Origin of the sequence: Luminiphilus sp. nBUS_07 (assembly GCF_051201685.1) — a bacterium.
GTDB lineage: Bacteria > Pseudomonadota > Gammaproteobacteria > Pseudomonadales > Halieaceae > Luminiphilus.
Map to the genome: position 1 here is coordinate 3,276,249 of NZ_CP179213.1, position 20,208 is coordinate 3,296,456.

The window sequence follows — 20,208 nt, forward strand, 5'->3', positions numbered from 1 at the left end:
CAAAAGCTACTGCTAATGCAACGCGCTTCAGACACCCAAAGGAGAGGCCATGCACATCGAAGAACCCGCTAAAACCGTGCCGGTAATCCATCAAACCGACGTCCTAGTCGTGGGGTCGGGGCCGGGAGGGCTCGCGGCAGCCATAGCTGCGGCGCGGTGTGGCGTTGAAGTGACTCTTCTGGAGCGCTTCGGCTGCTTCGGCGGGAACATCACTGCGGTCGGCGTTGAGGGCTTTGCCTGGTATCGCCACGAGCAAACCATAGACAGCGAGGGCCTGGGCATTGAGTTTGAGCAACGTGCGGTCAGCGCCGGTGCGGCGGTGGAGGAACCCCAATCTAATAGCCACGCCATTGATGGCGAGGCCTTTAAATGGGTTGCTGACACGCTGGTGTCCGAGGCGGGCATAACCCCCATGCTCCATCGCATGTTTGTAGCACCCCTCATGGAAGGCGACTGCATTGTGGGCGTCATTGTTGAGAGCAAAGCTGGACGGGAAGCAATTCTCGCCAAGCGGGTCATTGATGCCACAGGGGATGCCGACGTCACCCACCGCGCGGGTGCAACTACCCTCAAGCAAGCTCCAGAGGACATGATTGGCACTTCGGTGATGTTCTCAATGTCGGGGGTTAACAAGCAGCGCTTCATTGAACAGGTAAAGGCCGACCCCCAGACCTATCGGGACTGGGCTTATGGCCAATGGACGGTGGAAACGACGGGTAAAGAAGACGAAATGTTTTCGCCCTTTCTACGCAAACCCTTCGAACAGGCCCGAGAAGCGGGACTGATTCCCCCCAATCTCGACACCATTGCCGGCACTTGGGGCGCCATTTACGACAGTGGCGACCTCACCTACCTCAACCTCGTTCACCTGCTGGGCTATGACGGTACCAATCCCGACGATCTCACTCGGGGCGAGATGGAAGGCCGGGAACAAGCGATGATGGCCATTGAGGCATTGAAGCGGTTTATGCCCGGCTGCGAAGGCGCCAAGCTGCGCAACTTTGGCATGACCCTGGGCATTCGAGATACGCGCAAGATTGATGCCCACTACAACATGACTGAGCACGATGTGCGGGAGCAAGGGCGCTTTGACGACAGTATTGGCATCTTCCCCGAGTTCATTGACGGATACGGCATTCTTATACTGCCCACAACCGGGCGCTACTTTCAGATTCCTTATCGGACCCTGTTACCCGACACCGTTAAACACCTGATCTGCGCCGGTCGAATTACTGGGGGCGATCGCGTGAGTCATGCGGCCACCCGCAACATGATGTGTTGCACGGTTACAGGCCAAGGTGCCGGCGTCGCCGCAGCCTTAGCGGTGAAGCAAGACCGTGACTTTAAGGATCTGTCTGTGGGTGCGGTGCAAAAAGAGCTCCTCAGGCAGGAAGTTCGCATTCATTAAATTGCAGCTCAGCAACAGGCCTTCAACTCAGGCGGCCATTTGAACAAGCCATTGGGGTAGAAACCCATAGGGCAAACATGCCATAGGGTCCTCATAAAAAGACAAAGACGCCGCGGGGGCTAAACCTCTGACTGGGACTCACCCGTCAGCTGGAATCCTCGCGGGGTCGTACACTCTGATAAATATTAGGCCAAATTCTAAAGCGCGGTGTACCCTCTGCCAATAACAGCCATCGGTCTATTACCCCGCTAAGCCCTCAGCACTTCAGGATCACAAACTATGATGCAAAACCGTCACCGCATATTTAGCGCAGCAATGGGCTGCCTTCTCTTACTGTGCGCCAAGGCCAACGCAGAAATTCCAACTGAACTCATCGAGCAAGCAGGCTTCGCGCCGGAGCGGCTGCAAAAAATCGATGAATTTGTGCAGCGAGATATTAAAGCCGGGAGAGTGTCAGGTGCCGTCACCCTGGTGGCCCGTCACGGTCAATTGGTGCATTTTTCTGCTCAGGGCAACTTTGGCAGTGCTGACCCACGACCGCTTCAGGAAGATACTCTGTTTCGAATTTATTCCATGACTAAACCCATCACTACGGTAGCCGCGATGATGCTTTACGAAGCGGGCGCTTTTCATCTAGGTGACCCAGTCAGCCGCTATTTACCAGAATTTGAATCGGTTCAGCTGCTTCGCGATGGCGAATTGGTCACACCCTCGGGGCCTATAACGATAGGGCAACTAATGACCCACACAGCGGGACTCTCTTATGGCTGGCACCCCAATGACCCCGTAGACCAGGCTTACGTGAAGGCTGACCTGATTAACAGCACTAGCAGCGATGACTTTATACAGCGTCTAGCGGGTCTACCTCTGCGCTTTGAGCCCGGAAGTCGCTATCACTACAGTGTCGCCACCGACGTTTTGGGTGTTCTGGTTGAGCGTTTATCGGGCATGAGCCTCGAGGCCTTTTTTCAAACCCGCATTTTTGCACCCTTGGGTATGACCGATACCTTCTTCAATGTACCCGTCGACAAGCTCGATCGCTTTGCTCCCAATCATTATTGGAATGCGCAACTGGGCGCGATTGCGCCAATACCCGAAGCATCGGCACAACCCTTTACCGGTGTTACCACTTTTTCGGGTGGCGGTGGCTTGGTATCTACCGCCAAGGACTATTGGATTTTTTGCGAGACGCTTCGTCAGGGTGGCAGCTACAACGGCACACGAATCTTGGGCCCCAAGACCGTACAATTTATGACCGCAGATCACCTCACTCCGGCTGTGCGTAATCGTGGAGTCGGTGAATACCCCGACTCGCATCTATACCCCGGGCAGTCCGCGGGATTGGGGTTTGGTGTCATTACCGACCCGGGACAAACCGGCGTTATCTCATCTAAAGGGGCTTACTCTTGGGGCGGAGCCGCCAACACCAAATTCTGGATAGATCCCGAAGAAGATCTGATCGTTATTCTGATGACGCAAGTGATGGGCGCACCCTATGGCGATGCGCTGCGCTTCGATTTGAAGGTAGCCACCTACCAAGCGCTCACTCGGTTGGGCGCATCACCCTGAGATTTAAGCCCGAAGCTGCGCCCTGTGCCGATACACCAGAGCGTAGACCGCCGCGTAAATACCAATGACCACCAGCCCAACCCATTCAATTTTGAAGGGCGTGAACTGAAAAGACAGCACCAGCGCAAAAAGAATAAACCAGTTAAGCGCCACGTAGCGGCCGATGCCGAGGCGCTCTACCGTCAGGCCTATATTTTGCGTGTATAAGCGTGTCAGCGAGTCGAGGGAGTTCACTACGAACAACACGCCCACTGCGATCATTGCCCAGCTCAAGCCCCCGGTAACATTTAAGCCCTGGGTGAAGTAGCCGTACAAAACCGCAAACCACAAAGCAATGGGAATCGAAGGCACGATCAATAATGCCAGCAACAACTGCCATGCGGTCAGTCCCCCCACAAATCGCGACACAAATTGCCCAATCATGATGCTCCAGGCAAACCACCAAAACAGGTAAAACGCGTGGTAATCATTAAGGGGCAGTACAAAGCGGTGAATCTGCCCGAAGTAGTCGCCCAAACCTGCGAGGGACTTGCCCAGCCCAACAAAGCCCATATCCGAGGCCAAGAAAGCTCCAGCAATGAGCAGAAAAAACAACGCCGTTGAGCTTAGGCTAAGAGCTTTAACAAAACGTAGGTGCGTGCTCGACAGCACCGCCAGCAACACCACTAACGCCACCCCACCAAAACGCAGCGCGTCTGAGATGCCCGCCACGTAATCGGGGAGGTAGTGAAGAAACAGATAACCGGTGAACGCGCAGGTACCAATAATGCAAAAATTATTGGCGAGCTTAATCACCGGTATCTCAAACAACCTCAACTTCGGCTCGACCACGCAAAAGTAGAAGGTTGTTAAAAAATAGAACCCCCAAACCAGAAAGCCCCAAAACCCAAATTCAAGGGCAAGCGGATTAGCGAAGGCGTATTCGGGATCGGCCGCAAAAGACTCAAAATCGACCAGCGGAAACATAATCAGCCCCACATCTAGCCCCGAGGTGAAAAGAATCGCCATGAAGGTAATCAGGGGCACGGGCACACTGCCCTCAATCGCCACGTTACGGTACCTGACCACTAAAAATAACGAGGTGAGCGTCGTCACGATAATCGCGGTCGACAAAATAAAATTCATGCTCAATGGCCTTTGTCAGATTGCAGGAGGTAGCCCCACTGGAACACAGCGCAGGGGTTGCCCCGCGCGCTGCTGTGTTTGCCAATCGGGAGCCTCCCAAATTCTAGCCTCCTGACGCTCGGGAGTTTTATTCCGTATCAAATCCGCCGCACGCTCAGCCACCATAATTGTCGGGGCGTTGAGGTTGCCGTTGGGAATGATTGGGAAGATAGACGAATCGACAACCCGTAAACCTTGCAGACCACGAACGCGACACTGCGGATCTACGACGGCGCCAAGGTCGTCGGTAGCCCCCATGCGACAAGAGCACGACGGGTGATATGCCGTTTCAACATTTTTTCGTACCCAGGCATCAACCGCAGCATCGTCGGCCAGATCAATCGCGGGTTGGATTTCCTCGGCGCGAAACGCATCGAGGGCCGGCTGTTGCAATATTTCACGGGTTAAACGCAAACAACTGCGCCAGTCCTGTCGATCCTGCTCCGTTGCCAAATAGTTGAACAGGATCTCGGGCTCATCCTCCGGGGCAGGTCCAGTGATACGAACATGCCCTCGGCTTTCGGGTTTGTTGGGGCCCACATGCACCTGAAACCCATGCCCGTCAAAGGCTGCCTTACCGTCGTAGCGAATCGCCGCGGGCATAAAGTGATACTGAATATCGGGGGCCGATAATCCAGCTCGAGAACGGATAAAGCCACAGGACTCAAAATGATTAGTCGCGCCAAGACCCGATCGAGTCAGTATCCATCGAACACCAATACGGAGCTTTGAAAACCAATCGAGGTGCCCGTTCACCGTAATCGGTTGACGACAGCGGTATTGAAAATACACCTCAAGGTGGTCTTGCAAATTCTCGCCCACCCCCGGCAAATCGTGCAGTACTTCGACACCAGCGGCTGCCAATACTTCGGGGGATCCAATACCCGAGCGTTGTAACAGAAGAGGCGAACCCACCGACCCTGCACTGACAATGACCTCGCGCCGTGCAGACGCCGAAACGGACTTACCCTTGCAGCGATACTGCACGCCGGTAACACGACTGCCCGACAAAATCAGACGCTCGACTTCGGCGCGGGTCACCAGGGTTAAATTTGGTCGTTTACGTGCAGGCTTAAGGTAAGCCAGATCGGTTGAGCAGCGCTCCCCATGCCGAACGGTCATGTGCATGGGGCCAAAACCTTCCTGACGGAAACCGTTGTAATCCGGGGTGCTGCCGTAGCCCGCATCGCAACCCGCGTCGACAAACGCCTGATAAAGCGGGTTACGCATGCGATTGCCGTTGCAGGTATCGACGGGGCCGTCACCGCCACGGTACTCATCAGCACCCGACATCCAGCGCTCAGCGCGACGGAAATAGGGCAGGCAGTCGGCGTAGCTCCAGCCTTCGGCACCCTGCTCTACCCAGCTGTCAAAATCCTCAGCATGACCTCGTACGTAAACCATGCCATTGATCGCCGAAGAACCGCCTAAGACTTTGCCTCGGGCACAGTCCATTTTTCGTTGCTCGAGACCGGGCTCGGGCCGCCCCCAGTAACCCCAGTTAAAACGCGGAGTATTCATGGGAATCGACAGAGCCGTGGGCATTTTTATAAACAGGCTGCGATCGTCCTTGCCCGCTTCGATCAGCAAGACCGAGTGCGCCCCATCTTCTGTCAAACGATTGGCCAGAACACAGCCCGCCGAACCGGCACCCACGATGATGTAGTCGAACTCACTCAATGTGCTAACGCTCCTGATTTTAGGTACCGAGGTGCAGGTCGCCCACATCCTCAGCTAATTTTGTGCGCGCAACGCGGCTATAAACGGTGCCTCCCTTTGCGCTCTAGTCAGCCAAGGCCCCTTGCGGCCGCTGACAGTATTTTTGCCAGTTTAGGCGGCAGTAGGTTGTGAGCTCAACCGTGAATGCCATTATTCAATAAACGACCGACCATCGAGGGCCGCTGCAACCGACGCGGGCACCGGGATGCGAAGGTGACGTGCCAAGGAGGGATAAATATCAACAATGGCGGGACGTTGGTAAAAACTCGGTAATAAACGCTGGCTATTTGTCACCATCCAGGTGGTTCGTTCCCGTTCACTCTGACCGCCATGATCCTTTCCTGTGTGAAGGTCTCGGCCGTGATCGGTCGTCACCAAGATCAACCAATCTTCACTTTGAGTCGCGGCCCGGGCCTGAACAGCCGACCAGACTGTGCCCACCAATTGATCCATCACCTCTACCGCAGCATCAAGCTCGGGGCTATCGCCTAATGCGTGCCCGACATCGTCGGTGTACTGCAAATACACCCATGACAAATCAGGCCCTTGCTGCTCGATAACACGGGCAGCCTCAGCCGCGACGTGACGATCGATCGCCTGTATGTGCCTATCTTGGGGTGCATGGGGAAAACGCTGGGGGTCAGTTTCAAAGCCGTCTGCGACAAAGTCGATGGTTACACCCCCTGCGTCTGCAAGCCCGGCACCTAGAAGGATAGTTCTATTGTCGGTCCAGGTTGAAAAAATCCCGGTCTCTAGGGGAGGCTCAACGGCTTTAGCGAGGCGAAAGAGGTTCCAGTAGTCGTAATTTGGCGCGAGGTCAGCGTTACCGTAAACGTTATGTTTATTCGCCCAAGTCCCGGTCACCAAACTCATATACCCCGGCGCAGACACGGTGGGGGTCTCGGCAGGGTCGTTTAAGGGGCCCCCAACTTCCGCTCGAGTGTAGCCACCCACCTTGGCAATGGCATCGAGATTGGGGGTGAACACGCGCTCGATAACGTCAGCTGGAATGCCGTCTACAATTAGAAAAACCGCTTTGTTGCTGGCCACTGCTGTGCTGTTGGTCATTTCATTACCGGCCCATGCAACCGAGGCCGTGGTCATGGTCATGGTCATGACTATAAGCCTCAGTGCAACTAGACAATGTGTGGCACAAACCCTAACGCCGTCAGTTGCACGAGACCAAGGGATAAATGCGGCTCTCGAAAACCACTTGCCCAAAATACTGCACGTTGTGGTCATGGCTAAATTTCCTTTGAGGGTTGAAACCCACTGCACTGAGTATTCTCCTTAGGCAGCTTGTGCAGTAAGCAGCACAGCGCTGCTGCAAGTAGCACTTCCTTTGTAGTGAGTGGCACTTTTTTGTCACTGACACCCCTCTTCATTAAGCATCAAGCCACAGCATTTTGCACGGCAAGTGCCCATAGGTGATGATGCTAAAATTAATCCTGCATCAAAGATTAGATGACCATGCCCCTTGGAAGCCGATGACCGTAACCCACCTACCAACGATTGATTTACGGGCCAGCGATAAGGTGGTCAAGCAGGCTTTGGAAACTGCTTTTACCTCGATTGGCTTTGCTCTCATCAGCGGGCATGGCATAGCCGAGGGGCAAATTTCCGAAATGCGGCAGCTACTGAAAACGTACTTCAACCGCCCACTCACCGAGAAACTGCAAGGGTCCATCACGCCAGAAAATTATCGTGGCTATATTCCTCTCGGTTTCTTTTCCGCGAATAGCAACAACACCCTCACCGACCACTACGAGGGTTATAAGCTTCACTATGAAGCCGCTGAAACCGATCCGATAACTGCGCAGTGTGATTTGTACGGACCCAATCGCTGGCCCCGCGAACCTTCTCACTTCAAAGCTACCATTTTGAGTTACTGGCAAGCCTGCGACCGCGTCAGCAAGCGGCTGTTGCGCCTGTTGGCACAAATTATGGGCGTAGACGAGAACAGTTTTTTATCGCTCTTTGAATCGCCGCTGACCAACATGACCCTGCTGCACTACCCGTCAATGCCCGCTAAACCTCCAGAGGAAGCCGGCTATGGTATCCATCCCCACAAAGATACCGACGCCCTAACCCTACTATTCCCCGATCCTGTTGGCGGCCTCTGGCTACGCCCCCGAGAGCAAGATCAATGGCTTGAGGTAGCTGCACAAAATGACACCCTAATCGTCAATATTGGCGACCTGCTGGAACTATGGTCCGGCGGTTATTTTGTTTCAACACCCCACAAAGTGGTCAACCAATCAGGGCAAGAGCGCTACAGCTTTCCGTTTTTCACCGTGCCCCGACACGACGTCACAGTGGCTCCGCTAGTGACCCCACAGCCGGGCTTCGATCGCACTCCGGTACCGGTAGGGTCGGTATCCCGAGAGGTGTGGCGCACCAATTGGCCCGACGTGGAACCCGGTGATCAGGGTTTTGATTTAGGCACGCTCACCGACTAGCGCGTTGTTGCACCCTCCCAAAGGCACAGCAAGCCTCGGGGCGCGCCACCATCTTTGCAACCTGACGGCATGAGATCAGCTTGCCTGGGCTTTGGCCCCAACACGATTAAGGAAGGCCCCTGCCGCCGTATCTTGTTCTCGAAGCACCTTGAGCAAGGCCACCAGATTGGCATCGCGTTCGGCTTCGAGCGTGCTGACCGAACGATCGCCGGCTTGGGCATCAGACTGCTCAACAATGCGTCCTATCAGAGCATCGTCAAGGTCGGGGACATCCATTAACTTGGTCCACGGCCAGGAAAGGCAGGGGCCAAATTGCTCGAGAAAGTGCTGCATTCCCGCTTCACCCCCCGCAACACGGTAGGTTTCAAACAGTCCTTTTTGGGCCCAGCGCAGGCCAAAGCCGTGGGTCATGATGTCGTCAATTTGTTCAGTCGTAGCCACGCCATCCTTAATAAGCCATAGCGCCTCGCGCCACAAAGCTTCCATCAATCGATCACCAATGTGGGCCGGGACCTCGGCTCCCACAGCAACCGGCTTCATACCGATCTGCTCTAGGGTGGCCATCGCTTTGGCTTGTGTTGGCGCTGAGGTTGCCGGTGAGGGCACGCACTCAACAATGGGTAATAAATACACCGGGTTGTAGGGATGAGTGACCAGTATTTGCTCGGGTCGCTGCGACTGCGCCTGCAGTTCAGAGGGCATAAAACCCGATGTCGACGACCCAATCACCGCGGTCTCTGGGCAGGCCGCCTGAATGGCCTCCAGCACCTGATGTTTCAACGGCAAGCGCTCGGGGGTGGACTCCTGAATCCAGTCGGCCCCCGCGACGGCCGCTTCAAGTGTTTCAACGATTTCGAGCTGGCCCTCTGGGGGTAATCCGTCGTAGACCTCGGGAACCCAGCGTCGAGCTTTTTCTAGGGTTCGCGCCAAAGCTTCATCAGCCCCCGGGCCGGGATCAAAATATCGAACGTCCCAACCGTTCAGTAAAAACCGGGCAGCCCAGCCCGAACCAATCACCCCACCTCCAATAATCGCTGCAACCGGCATCAGGGTAGCGCTCGCTCAGTGAGGTTTAATTCGTTACGGACTTCGGCGGGGGTCATAATTTCAACCCCCATGGCACGAATAATGGTGGCGGCACGCTCAACCAACTCGGCATTGGTAGCAAGCCGACCTTTGTCGAGCCACAGGTTGTCCTCAAGCCCCACACGAACGTTGCCCCCCGAGAGCACCGCCGCCGCAACGTAGGCCATTTGATGGCGTCCAATGGCAAAAGCCGAATGCACCCAGTCACTGGGAACATTATTGACCATAGCCATGAAGGTATTGAGGTCATCGGGAGCACCCCAGGGCACGCCCATGCACAGCTGAACCATAACCGGGGCGGGAATAATGCCCTCCTTGACCAGCTCTTTGGCAAACCACAGGTGGCCTGTGTCGAAGGCCTCAATTTCAATCTGAATGCCCAAGTCGGTCATGCGCTGGGCCATGTCCCGGAGCATACCCGGGGTGTTGGTCATGACGTAATCGGCCTCAGCAAAATTCATGGTGCCGCAGTCGAGGGTCGCAATTTCTGGGAGACAGGCCTCCAAGTGGGCGACCCGCTCGGCAGCAGAGACCATGTCGGTGCCCTCAGACTTGAGGGGCAAAGGTGCGTCGGTAGGACCAAACACCAAATCGCCCCCCATGCCCGCGGTCAGGTTCACCACCACATCGACCTCTGACCCCCGAATACGCTCCACGACTTCCCGGTATAAGTGGACATCCCGTGAGGGGACGCCCGTATCGGGATCACGAACGTGGCAATGCACAACAGCGGCACCAGCCCGAGCGGCATCAATGGCCGATTCAGCGATCTGCTGAGGACTGCGTGGCACTTTGTCACTGCGGTCCTGAGTGCTCCCAGAACCGGTTACCGCCGCCGTAATAAACACTTTCTTTCGTAGGGCCAATGGCATAGTTAATTTCGCTTTTGTCGGTGGATAAAAAAAGAGTGCAGTCGATCGCCAAGAATTGCGGTAGCAAGTTAGCCTGCCGTACCGCCCATTTCAGATTTGCGGTCAACGTCAGGGCCATGACTTCTGTTTAAAGCCCGGGCTCGAGACAAAATTTCATCGCGGTCAATATAGACACCCTGCAAATGCCTTTTGCCCGATCCTGAAAACCCTTTGCGCCCGTGCATCACCCGTCGATTATCGAAGCACATAATGTCTCCGGCACCCAGCCGAAAGGTTAGTTCAAAGCGGGGATCGTCGGCCAATTTGTGAAAGCGCCGCAGAGCTTCATAGGCTTCGGCAACGTCCCCCTCGGGCATATCGGGAAACGCGCGAACCGGATAAAAAGCACGAAGCGTCGGCAGAGCGTGCGCCCCGGAGGTATCAATAATGGGTGCTGACCAGCGATGGTCAATTCCGGGGCCACGATTGAAAAATACCCAGCGGCGTGTTGACAGCAGTTCGTAATCTGCGGGGTGGTGGGTTTTCAGTTCCTGAACCAGAGCCGCACCATCGGTGAGCGTAGACTCACCCCCATCAGCCTCATTGATTAGGCAATGTAGAAACTGGTAACCGGGGGGAATTTCCCGAGTGGGTAAGTCGGTATGCGGCCCCAATCGCAGTCCCGTATTCGCCGTGGTGTTAGTTTTCGCGTCACCCGCCAAACTGATATCGGCAACAACATCCCATAGCGCGCCAAAGTTACTGTCCCGCACTGGACCAATTCGGGCGGCAAGTTTGTTGAGAAACCCCTCCTCGCTCGGTGCCCTCTCGAGTACGCAAACGCCATAACGAATTAAATCATTCATGATTTCGCAGAGGTCTCGATCACTCTCCAGCGCATCAGGGGCTGACCTTCGAGGGGGTGAAGGCAGGATCTGAGCATCCCAAACCTCTGGTTTGGGGAGCCAGCTTTCCGGCAAATGCTGCCCGTCAGCTATGTGGCGCAGCCAGCCGCCGTGGTAAGTACAGCGTTGCGCCTCGGGTTGCCATAGCAGTGAAAGATCACCCTGATCCGTGAGGTCAGCGGCGGCAATGGTCATAGCGTCTGTAAGATCCGCAGGATCCAGCAACCCCTCTCGGGTTGCAGGGTCAATACCACCGAGCCCTAGGGCATTTTCGCGCAGCCAGAATCGGTGGCAGTGCAGCCGTTGACCATCACCCCAACTGAGGTGAATGAAGTCTCCGTGGTGCTCTACTGCAGCCAGTGGTGCCGCGGCGTAGGCATAAAAATCGGGGACATCGACCCCGTTATTGACCTGCTGCATCTGAGTCATACCGTTCTCCCTGGCAATACTCATGGTTCTTATTTTTGTTGGGCCACACGCCTTAGCCTGACTTTTTGCCCGCAGGGCGTAGCCCGATGTTGCAACGGCAACCACCCGCAAATAACCACACACTAAGCGTGTTGTTTACGCCGCGGTCTCTCAGAGCGTGAAGGTACTCCAATAGCATGCTGTGAGTCAGCATTTAATGAACACTTTTGCATTTTTTTGATGCCTTGTGACGGGTCCTACCGGCCGAATACTTTGTTTAAAAATGGCATCCCGAGGGCACTATGCATTCTCTTGTTAAAAAGCAGGTGCGCAAGCTGACTGACCGCGGGATACTGCGGGCTATTGGCGACATCTAAAGCAGCCCTCGTTGTTAAGGACGATATATGTTTTACATTCAAGGCTTCATCCGACTCAGCACCCTTGTTCTTCTGCTAATGAGTCCTTTGTTGAACGCACAAGAGGCAGCACCCGCCCGTTACGAAACCATGGTGGAGACGTTGCTGCGCGACAGTATTGCCAGGGAAACCGCCCATGGGCTGGGGCAGGTCCCCGCTTACGCAAAGTTTTTGCAAACGCAATTTTTAACCGCAGGCTTTGATGCTCAGGACGTGACAATCATCCCCTATAAAGGCACCGCATCCCTGCTGGTCCGATACCGAGGGGACGGTAGCAGCAATCGTCGGCCCATTTTGTTCTCATCACATATGGACGTAGTTCCCGCCGACCCCAATGACTGGGTTCGCAACCCCTTTGAATTACAGGAAGATGAGACCTTTTATTTTGGCCGGGGTGTCCTTGACAACAAATTTGACGTCTCAGTGCTCACCACCCTCTTTATCTGGCTGAAGGAAGACGGCTATGTCCCCAACCGGGATCTAGTAATTGCCTTCACAGGCGATGAAGAATCTTTTCAAGAAACGGTGCAACAGCTGACCCGAGACCACCGCGAGGCCATTGATGCCGAATTTGCGTTCGTTGTCGACGGCGGCGGCGGTGTTCTCAATGATGCGGGGGAAGCCATTCAATACAAGGTGGGCTTTGCTGAAAAAACCTACGCCACTTTTGCGGTCACCGCGCGCAACCCCGGAGGTCATTCCTCCATGCCTCGGTCTGACAATGCCATTTTCGATTTGTCCGACGCACTCAAGCGATTGCAGGATTTTCGCTTCCCGGTGGAGACCAACGAAATCACCCTAACCTTTTTTGAACGCACCGCTCCCCTAGTGGGCGGAGAGGTCGGGGAAGCCATGGCGAGGCTGGTGTCAGATCCTTCAGACGCGGAAGCCATCGAAGTACTGCGACAAAAACCGGAATATGTAGGCACTTTGGGCACGACCTGCATTCCTACTATGCTCGCCGGGGGACACGCTGAAAACGCCTTGCCTCAGTCGGCAACCGCTACCGTTAACTGCCGAATTTTCCCCGGTAATGCCGTCACTGATGTTATGGGTACCTTGCAGCTCGCCGTGGAAAATCCCGAGCTCGACTGGTCCATTGTCGGCATGCCGGTCTCCAGTGACGCCTCGCCCTTTAACAACGAAGTGATGGCGGCGGTCAAAACAAGCCTCGAACCCTTGTATCCGGGTATACCGGTTATTCCACAAATGAGCTCGGGCACCACCGACGGTGCTTTTTTTCGGGCGGCGGGCATTCCTAGCTACAGCTTGACCGGTATTTTCATCAACCCCAGGGACTCCTTTGCCCATGGCTTGAATGAACGGGTACCCAAAAACAGCCTGCCCCAATCGCTGATCTTTTGGCGATCAATGGTTGAGGAGTTGGCAGGTCCTAGTGCGATCACAGCACCTTAATCGTGGTCGCACTCAGACCGACAACAATGAGTGCCAACAAGACCACTGAAAATTTCCCCGAGCCCGCCCAGAGAACCTCTGTGAAAAATGGTAAAAACACCTAAAAACAGAGGGTCAATCGGTGATCTAAACGGTACTTTTTAACACCGCAACGCACCGCCCTCGGTCGCGCACCGTGGACTCTGAAAATCTGCCAAAACTTACCAAAAATCGTGCTTGTCCCAAGCGCGATTCTGACGAGAATGCGCGTCTCCTTTTTACACTTTGAAATTACGATCATGGGTAGCCTCCGCTCTGTTTCCTCTCTCCTGCTAACGACAGCATTTTTGCTTGCCGGACACGGTTTGCATATGACCTTCTTGCCCTTGCGAGCGGTGGAGTTGGGCATGTCGACATTGCTTGTGGGCCTAAGTGGCTCAGCCTACTTCGCAGGATTTCTCACCGGCGCGCTTATCACGCCTCGGATCATTGCCAACGTCGGTCACATTCGAAGTTTCACCGCGCTCATGGCCACCTTTATATGCAGCTTCCTTGTGCTGAGTCTTTGCGACGGCGGCGTGCTATGGATTGTGGTGCGGTTTGTCTTGGGCACTGCCATGTGCGGCGCCTACACCGTGATCGAAAGCTGGCTAACCGAGCAAACGGACCCCAAGGCACACGGGCGGGTACTGTCAATTTATACGGTGATCGTGCTGGCCTCTATGGCACTGGGGCAGTATTTATTGAATCTGACCGCCAGTAATCCACTGCACCCGTTTATTCTGGTTTCACTGATGGTAGGCCTTGCCATCATTCCGGTAAGCCTCACTCGCTCACCGGCGCCCGCACCCGTGCCCGCTACCCGCTTTAGTTTTAGCAAGCTCTACCGTCGTTCCCACACCGCTTTTGCTGGGGCATTGGGTTCCGGTCTAATCATGGGCAGCTTTTGGTCGCTGGGCGCTGTCTATGTGCTCGCGCTGACTGACGATCCGAGTTTCGTGCCTTGGTTCATTGCCGCCAACATTATTGGGGGGGCTTTGGCCCAGTACCCCATTGGCGTTGCCTCGGATCGCATCGATCGGCGCTTTGTGTTGACCTTTTTGTGCGTCGCCTGTTGTGGCACTGCACTGGCATTGTCTCAGGCAACCGAGCAAGGCACCTTGCTCTGGTGTTCTGCTGCCTTTGGCGCAGCAGGTAATTCCCTGTATGCCGTATCTTTGGCCAAGGCCGCCGATAACTCAAAACGCGATGAGTTTGTCATGCTGGGCTCCTCAGCGCTGTTGCTCAATGCGCTGGGCGCCTCGGGCGGCGCTTTATTCTTTGGCTTCGCAATTCGTTGGCTAGGCAACGAATCGCTGTTTATTGCCGTGGCAATGGCCAGCTTATTGTTCGGCGTCTTTACGTCGCTGCAGCCCCGAGGAAAAACCGCGGTGGCCACCGACGAGCAGAGCGAGTTTGTGGGCACCACATCGGCCATGGCACCCATTGCATTGCAGCAAGACCCTCGATCAAATGAGTCTACGACAGATGCAACCGTCGACGATTACGTGTCTGAAAATACCGAACAGAACTCGACGTCTGGGTGTGGCATGACACTGGATTCCTCGGAAAAAATGACGGCCTGGTGATCGCTGGGCTGCCATGGCGGCCAAGTCATCAATTCACTGCCGTTAGGATCACCTCGGGTGACGAAGCCCTGCCAGTAGTCCAACAGGGTACGGGTTAGGGTGCGATCCTCCGACTCCGTAGGTAGCCAGTTATCGTGTCGATCAAAAACGTAGGGTAACTCCGCACCATGGTAGGCGCCGATGCTGTTGAAGCCAGGGCGCACTCGATCAAAACGATAAACAAATGCCCGACCACCTGCTGCACTCACGGCATCGGCTAAGGTAAGTGACGGGCAGAGAAAGGTCACGGCAGTCCCCAGTCGGTCGAACAATGCCTTCTCGTCGAGGCCGTGACCCGCCGCCGCAAGCACAGCAGGCCAACGCTCTGTAGAGACACGACCTTCCAAGTACGACGCGACCGTTGCGCCGGGGCGGATGTACATCAACGATTCGTTGGCGTTGGTGCCAATGATGATATCCAGAGGAGGCAAGTCACCGTCTGTCACCCGCTGCTGCAATGTGCGCGGCAGACTTTCAGCATCTTCAATAGCGCCAAAGCGCATGCCCGCATAAATATCTCCGGTGACGTCCATGAGGTTTTTCGCGGGTACATCCCGTAAGCCTTCGAGGGAGCCGTTAGGGCCAAGCAATACTTCCTGCAACTGCATGGCTCGGGCCTTTGCCTCAGTCAGTGTTGGTCCCCCGACCACAGGCCAGCCGCCACTTTGATGAATAACGCCGTGGATTTTAGTGCCACTCAACGGCGACAAAGCGAGGTGCAGCGCATTCGCGGCACCCGCGGATTCACCCGAAACCGTGATGCGTTCAGGGTCGCCACCAAAATTGGCGATATGGGTATGCACCCAATCAAGCGCCAGCGACAGATCGTGGAGTGCGAGGTTGCTCGCCGCCATCTCAGGATGATTCATCCAACCAAAGACACCCAATCGATAGGCCACCGTCACTACGATCACGCCTTTTCTCGCCAGCGGTCCGCCATGGTAATTGGGCTCGTAGCTCCAGCCGCCAGTATTTGAGCCGCCGTGGATAAAAATTAAAACCGGGCGTAGCGCTTCCTGGCCGGGCTTTCGATCGGCCCGCTGATGCGTTGAGTTTGAAGCCTCAAGAGTTGCATCATCGAGGTCGGTCCAGACGTTGAGGTATAGGCAGTCCTCAGAATACTCAGGGCCTGCCATCAACGCAGGGTCAACGCCAACTCGAGCCATCATGCCGTGATACCAGTCAAGTCCACTACCCGATTGCATGCAGGCAGGGGCAAACTCAGTGGCATCGAGGTTCGCGGCAGCCAACGCATAGGGCTTAGGCCGCTGCCAGCGCGCCTTGCCGACAGGGGGCTCAGCAAAGGGAATACCCAAAAACTCCGCAGTTCCCGAGGCATCCCGAGTGCCGGTAATGCGAGTGTTTGCCACCCGAACTTGAGGCGCCGTCACCCGGGTTAACGCGTGCTCAGAATTTTGAATGGCAGTGTCGCCAGGTTTTTCATCACAACCCATTACAACCAGACTGAGCAGCATCAACAATGGCCACAGCAGGGACTTGACCCCGCGACCTAGGGTAATGAAACGACAACACATCCTTTAGTGCCTCCGGCTTCAATCAGCTCATGGGCTTGAATCATTTGTTCAAAAGGTAAAACGGCATTGAGCCGATGAGTCAGCGCGTCGGCGCGCAAAGCTTCTTGGGTATCCTCGATCGCCTGCTGCTTAGCGGCTTCTGGCATGTCGTACACAATGACCATTCGCAGCGTCAGGTCCATAAACATCAGCGTTCGAAAAGGGAGTGTAGGCTCGGGAACGCGAGTACTCGCATAGGTGGCAATGACACTACCGGTGGCGATGCACTCCATAACCTCCGGCAAGTTGGCACCAAACTCAACGTCGACAACACGCTGTACCCGCTGCCCCTGCAACTGCTCACGAAGCTGGGCTCCCCAACCCGGCTGGTGGTGATCAACCACTACCTCAGCACCCAGATCAAAACACAGCGCCCGGTCGTCGGCGTTACCTGCCGTCGCCACAACCCGAGCACCAAAATGACGAGCCCATTGAATTGCGTAATATCCAACGCGACCCGCGCCCCCCGTGACCAGCACCCACTGTCCTGCTACAGGGCCGTCGGCGGTAACGCAGCGATGCGCTGTCATGATCGGAATGCCAATACAGGCACCCACCTCAAAAGACGCTTTATCCGGTAAAACGGGCGCCCGGCAACTTTCAATGCAGACCCATTGTGCAGCCGTGCCACCCAATCGATCGTGCTGCGCCTGATAAACAAAAACGCGCTCCCCCAAACGGGTTGGAGAAACCCCATCACCAACCGCCTCGATCACACCGGCACCATCGCTATGAGGAATCACCGGCCCTGTATCGAGCAAGTCTGGGAAAGCGCCCGCGCGTTTTTTCACGTCGGAAGGGTTAACCCCGGTGGTGTGCATGCGCACCAAAACTTCCCCCGCCGCCGGCTCCGGTGTGGGTTGATCACCTTGTAGCAATACTGCCGCTGCCGGACCAAATTGCTTGAACCAAAATGCCTGCATGGAATGTTCCTCTATCCCCAATAACCCTCGATCTTCAGGGATCGAGCCAATTAGCTAGCGATTCTGTGTGGCCATCAATCGCAATGGCTTGCCCAGAAACTTTTTTTCCTCCGACTCCCGCGAGGAAGCACACCATGGCTGCAATGTCCTCGGGATCAGTGAACTGCCGCAATGAGCCCTGTCGTTGATACACCCGACGAATATCGGCTGCTTCCATGCCCCTCGCCTCAGCGTCTCGATTGATCACCCCTTCAATTCTAGGGCCCGACACGCTGCCCGGGCACAGTGCATTCACTCGAATATTCCAAGGGCCCAGCTCCATTGCCCAGGTCTTGGCGAGACCAATAGCTGCCCACTTGGAAGCCGCGTAAGGGGAACGTAGAGGGCAGCCTGATAGGCCAGCGTTGGATGACATGTTGATGATGGCACCGCTGTGTTGTGCCTTCATGAGTGGAATGGCATGTCGCGTCATGTAAAACAAGCTGTTGAGGTCGGTATCGATGGTGCGCTGCCATTCGTCCACCGCAAGATCTTCAAGGGCGCCTTGTGGACCGGCAATACCCGCATTGTTCACCAGCAGATCGAGGCGTTCATGCTTAGTGCGAAATGCAGCAAAGGCCTCATCAACCTGATGGGGGTCTGAGACATCACAAACCCTCGCACTGTCCTCACCGTAAGCCCGCTGAAATTCCGCGACATGATGAGGGTCAATATCGATAGTAAAAAGCTGGTATCCAAGCTCGTGAAGTGACTGGGCAATCGCGAGGCCAATGCCCGAGCCCCCCGCCGAAATTATCGCTACCGACTGTTCAGACATCACGCCACTTCCTTTACTAAGTCATGAATGCAAGCTTGGCAGATGTCACCGCAGCTGCGGCCCGACTCAAGGCCTGTCACCACCCTGCCAACAAAAAACCATCCTGACCGGACTCCTCGATTTAACAAAACTGTCCCGCCTTAAGCCTCTCCCTGACTTTCGGTAGCCTCTTTACTCTGGCGGTCGACCTGCAAAGATTTCAGCAAACCATACCCCGCTGGCCACAGCGTCAATACGAGGGGAAGCGACACCACCAAGACCGCCGTTTGCGCTTCGCGAATACCCCCGGCATACATCAGCGCTATGGGTAATATGGCAACGGCAATCGCCCAGAACAAGCGATGCCAGCGCGGCGGATCCTCAGAGGGATGGAGTTGCTCAGTGGCGCTCGTAGCCAGAGTGTAAGAGGCACTGTCGTAGGTGGTCGCACAGAAGATTACCGACACAAAACACAACAGCCCAATGATGAGCCCTGCGAGCGGCAGGGTATCGAGCCCCGCGATGATCGCAGCATTGCCCCCTGAGCTTTCCATAACGGCCATGACATCGAGCTTGCCCTGCACCTGTAAACCAAGACTATGGTTGCCCAGCAACATATAAAATAACCAGCACCCTAAGGAACCGAGGATCAACATGCCGAGAACCACCTCACGAATCGTTCGGCCCCGGGATATGCGACTAACGAACAACCCCACAAAAGGACCGTAAGACACCCACCAAGCCCAGTAAAAAATAGTCCAGTCCTCGACAAACCCTGAGCGACCAATCGGGTCCGTCCAAAACGTCATGGCAATGGTGTTTTGCAGCATATGGCCCACAGAATTAATCGCCATGCGCAATAAGAACAAAGTGTCTCCTGCAAACAAGATCGCCACCAACAGCACCAGCGCCACAATCATATTGAGGTCACTAAGCCTGCGAATACCCCGTCCCAGCCCCATCGCAACACTGGTCGAAAATATAGCTACGCAGAGAATTACTACGGCCATTTCCAGACCGAAGCTCTCGGGTATGCCGGTGAGTCTGGAGATCAATGCCGCAATGAGCGGCGTGGAAAAGCCCAGAGAACTGCCCGCCCCACCAATTAACGCCACCATAAACATGCCGTCCATAAGTTTCGCCGCCCAGCTGTTTTGCCGTCCTTTTAGCCAGTAATCGGCGGCGGTGCTGTACTTGAGATACGGAACCCGCCTGACATAAAAGGGGTAGGCAATGGCGAGAGTTGGCAGGCAATAAAGTGCCCACGCGACAATACCCCAGTGATGCATGCCGTAGGACGCGGCCCATTGATAGGCCTCAGGCGACTTGGGTTCGGCACCAAAAGGGGGTGCTGCCGCATAGTGGGCCCACTCAATACCACTCCAGTACATGAGCCCTGCGCCGATCCCAGCGGCAAAGAGCATGGAGGCCCAGCTGGGAAAGCTAAATTCCGGTGGCCCCTCGCCCAAACGAATGGCTGAATGTGGGCCGAAGGCAAGGTACAGCGATACCCCAAGGGCGGTAGCACCCGTAAGAATGTAAAACCAACCAAAGGTTTGGCCAATCCAAGCGTAGGCCGTTTTCAGCAGTTGGGCACTGGCATCGGGGAAAAATAGCAGCGGCAGGGAGATCCCCAATAGCACTGCAATGGTGAGTGAAAAATTGAACCGATCAACCCGAGGAGTCATAGCCATAGCGTCTTTTTTTATAGTGTTGTAGCTGCCAAAAGTTGAGCTTAACACCTCTGCGTCGTTTGACGACTGCCGACACTTCAGCGCAGTTGATCAGGTCCGGCAAGGACACCTCCAGAAACCATTGCAATCTACTCCTTCAGGACGCATTGTTCCGTTAAGCGCTTTAAAAAACGA

Annotated in this window: 15 protein-coding genes; 5 read left to right on the forward strand and 10 right to left on the reverse strand. The window is 55.3% G+C overall.

All coding sequences use genetic code 11. The annotated features are described in order from the left end of the window. Positions 1 to 49: 49 nt before the first annotated feature. Entirely contained in the window at positions 50 to 1,408 is a 1,359-nt protein-coding gene (locus tag ACMAZB_RS14525) for an FAD-dependent oxidoreductase (protein WP_435218192.1), read from the forward strand. A gap of 279 nt (positions 1,409 to 1,687) precedes the next feature. Beyond that, positions 1,688 to 2,977 (forward strand): serine hydrolase domain-containing protein, encoded by a 1,290-nt coding sequence (locus ACMAZB_RS14530; RefSeq protein ID WP_435218193.1) that lies wholly within the window; start codon positions 1,688 to 1,690, stop codon positions 2,975 to 2,977. 3 nt (positions 2,978 to 2,980) lie between these two features. Here ACMAZB_RS14530 and ACMAZB_RS14535 read toward each other — a convergent pair whose 3' ends face one another. The 3 genes from ACMAZB_RS14535 to ACMAZB_RS14545 all read right to left on the reverse strand — a co-directional run bounded on the left by ACMAZB_RS14535 (position 2,981) and on the right by ACMAZB_RS14545 (position 6,976). Continuing rightward, entirely contained in the window at positions 2,981 to 4,102 is a 1,122-nt protein-coding gene (locus ACMAZB_RS14535; RefSeq protein WP_435218195.1) for a BCCT family transporter, read from the reverse strand. Positions 4,103 to 4,117: 15 nt separating this feature from the next. Next, the gene (gene betA, locus ACMAZB_RS14540) at positions 4,118 to 5,821 is read right to left on the reverse strand and encodes a choline dehydrogenase (RefSeq protein ID WP_435218197.1); all 1,704 of its coding nucleotides are present in this window, start codon (positions 5,819 to 5,821) and stop codon (positions 4,118 to 4,120) included. A 189-nt stretch (positions 5,822 to 6,010) separates the two neighbouring features. After that, the gene (locus tag ACMAZB_RS14545; protein WP_435218199.1) at positions 6,011 to 6,976 is read right to left on the reverse strand and encodes an alkaline phosphatase family protein; all 966 of its coding nucleotides are present in this window, start codon (positions 6,974 to 6,976) and stop codon (positions 6,011 to 6,013) included. 371 nt (positions 6,977 to 7,347) lie between these two features. Here ACMAZB_RS14545 and ACMAZB_RS14550 point away from each other — a divergent pair, with 371 nt between their 5' ends. Then, positions 7,348 to 8,319: an isopenicillin N synthase family dioxygenase gene (locus ACMAZB_RS14550; RefSeq protein WP_435218201.1), complete on the forward strand. Its 972-nt coding sequence runs from the start codon at positions 7,348 to 7,350 to the stop codon at positions 8,317 to 8,319. Between the two features lie 75 nt (positions 8,320 to 8,394). Here the strand turns inward: ACMAZB_RS14550 and ACMAZB_RS14555 are convergent, their stop codons facing one another. The 3 genes from ACMAZB_RS14555 to ACMAZB_RS14565 all read right to left on the reverse strand — a co-directional run bounded on the left by ACMAZB_RS14555 (position 8,395) and on the right by ACMAZB_RS14565 (position 11,590). Beyond that, the gene (locus tag ACMAZB_RS14555) at positions 8,395 to 9,366 is read right to left on the reverse strand and encodes a 3-hydroxyacyl-CoA dehydrogenase NAD-binding domain-containing protein (RefSeq protein WP_435218203.1); all 972 of its coding nucleotides are present in this window, start codon (positions 9,364 to 9,366) and stop codon (positions 8,395 to 8,397) included. Continuing rightward, a complete protein-coding gene (locus tag ACMAZB_RS14560; protein WP_435218205.1) occupies positions 9,366 to 10,277 on the reverse strand; it encodes a 3-keto-5-aminohexanoate cleavage protein in 912 nt (303 codons plus the stop codon). Before ACMAZB_RS14560 ends, ACMAZB_RS14555 begins: the two co-directional genes overlap by 1 nt. A gap of 68 nt (positions 10,278 to 10,345) precedes the next feature. Continuing rightward, the gene (locus ACMAZB_RS14565) at positions 10,346 to 11,590 is read right to left on the reverse strand and encodes a TauD/TfdA family dioxygenase (RefSeq protein WP_435218206.1); all 1,245 of its coding nucleotides are present in this window, start codon (positions 11,588 to 11,590) and stop codon (positions 10,346 to 10,348) included. A gap of 383 nt (positions 11,591 to 11,973) precedes the next feature. Here ACMAZB_RS14565 and ACMAZB_RS14570 point away from each other — a divergent pair, with 383 nt between their 5' ends. Both ACMAZB_RS14570 and ACMAZB_RS14575 read left to right on the forward strand, forming a co-directional pair. Next, positions 11,974 to 13,401, forward strand: coding sequence for a M20/M25/M40 family metallo-hydrolase (locus ACMAZB_RS14570; RefSeq protein ID WP_435218208.1), 1,428 nt, complete (start codon positions 11,974 to 11,976; stop codon positions 13,399 to 13,401). A gap of 278 nt (positions 13,402 to 13,679) precedes the next feature. Beyond that, positions 13,680 to 15,008 (forward strand): MFS transporter, encoded by a 1,329-nt coding sequence (locus ACMAZB_RS14575; RefSeq protein ID WP_435218209.1) that lies wholly within the window; start codon positions 13,680 to 13,682, stop codon positions 15,006 to 15,008. Here the strand turns inward: ACMAZB_RS14575 and ACMAZB_RS14580 are convergent. The 4 genes from ACMAZB_RS14580 to ACMAZB_RS14595 form a co-directional block, all read right to left on the reverse strand. After that, entirely contained in the window at positions 14,924 to 16,522 is a 1,599-nt protein-coding gene (locus tag ACMAZB_RS14580) for a carboxylesterase/lipase family protein (protein WP_435218211.1), read from the reverse strand. The two genes, ACMAZB_RS14575 and ACMAZB_RS14580, sit on opposite strands and share 85 nt — an antisense overlap. Before the next feature lie 35 nt (positions 16,523 to 16,557). Beyond that, positions 16,558 to 17,544, reverse strand: a complete 987-nt coding sequence (locus ACMAZB_RS14585) for an NADPH:quinone reductase (protein ID WP_435218213.1) — start codon at positions 17,542 to 17,544, stop codon at positions 16,558 to 16,560. 34 nt (positions 17,545 to 17,578) lie between these two features. Next, positions 17,579 to 18,361, reverse strand: a complete 783-nt coding sequence (locus tag ACMAZB_RS14590) for an SDR family oxidoreductase (RefSeq protein WP_435218215.1) — start codon at positions 18,359 to 18,361, stop codon at positions 17,579 to 17,581. Positions 18,362 to 18,501: 140 nt separating this feature from the next. Further along, positions 18,502 to 20,082, reverse strand: coding sequence for a BCCT family transporter (locus tag ACMAZB_RS14595; protein ID WP_435218216.1), 1,581 nt, complete (start codon positions 20,080 to 20,082; stop codon positions 18,502 to 18,504). Between the last annotated feature and the right edge of the window lie 126 nt (positions 20,083 to 20,208).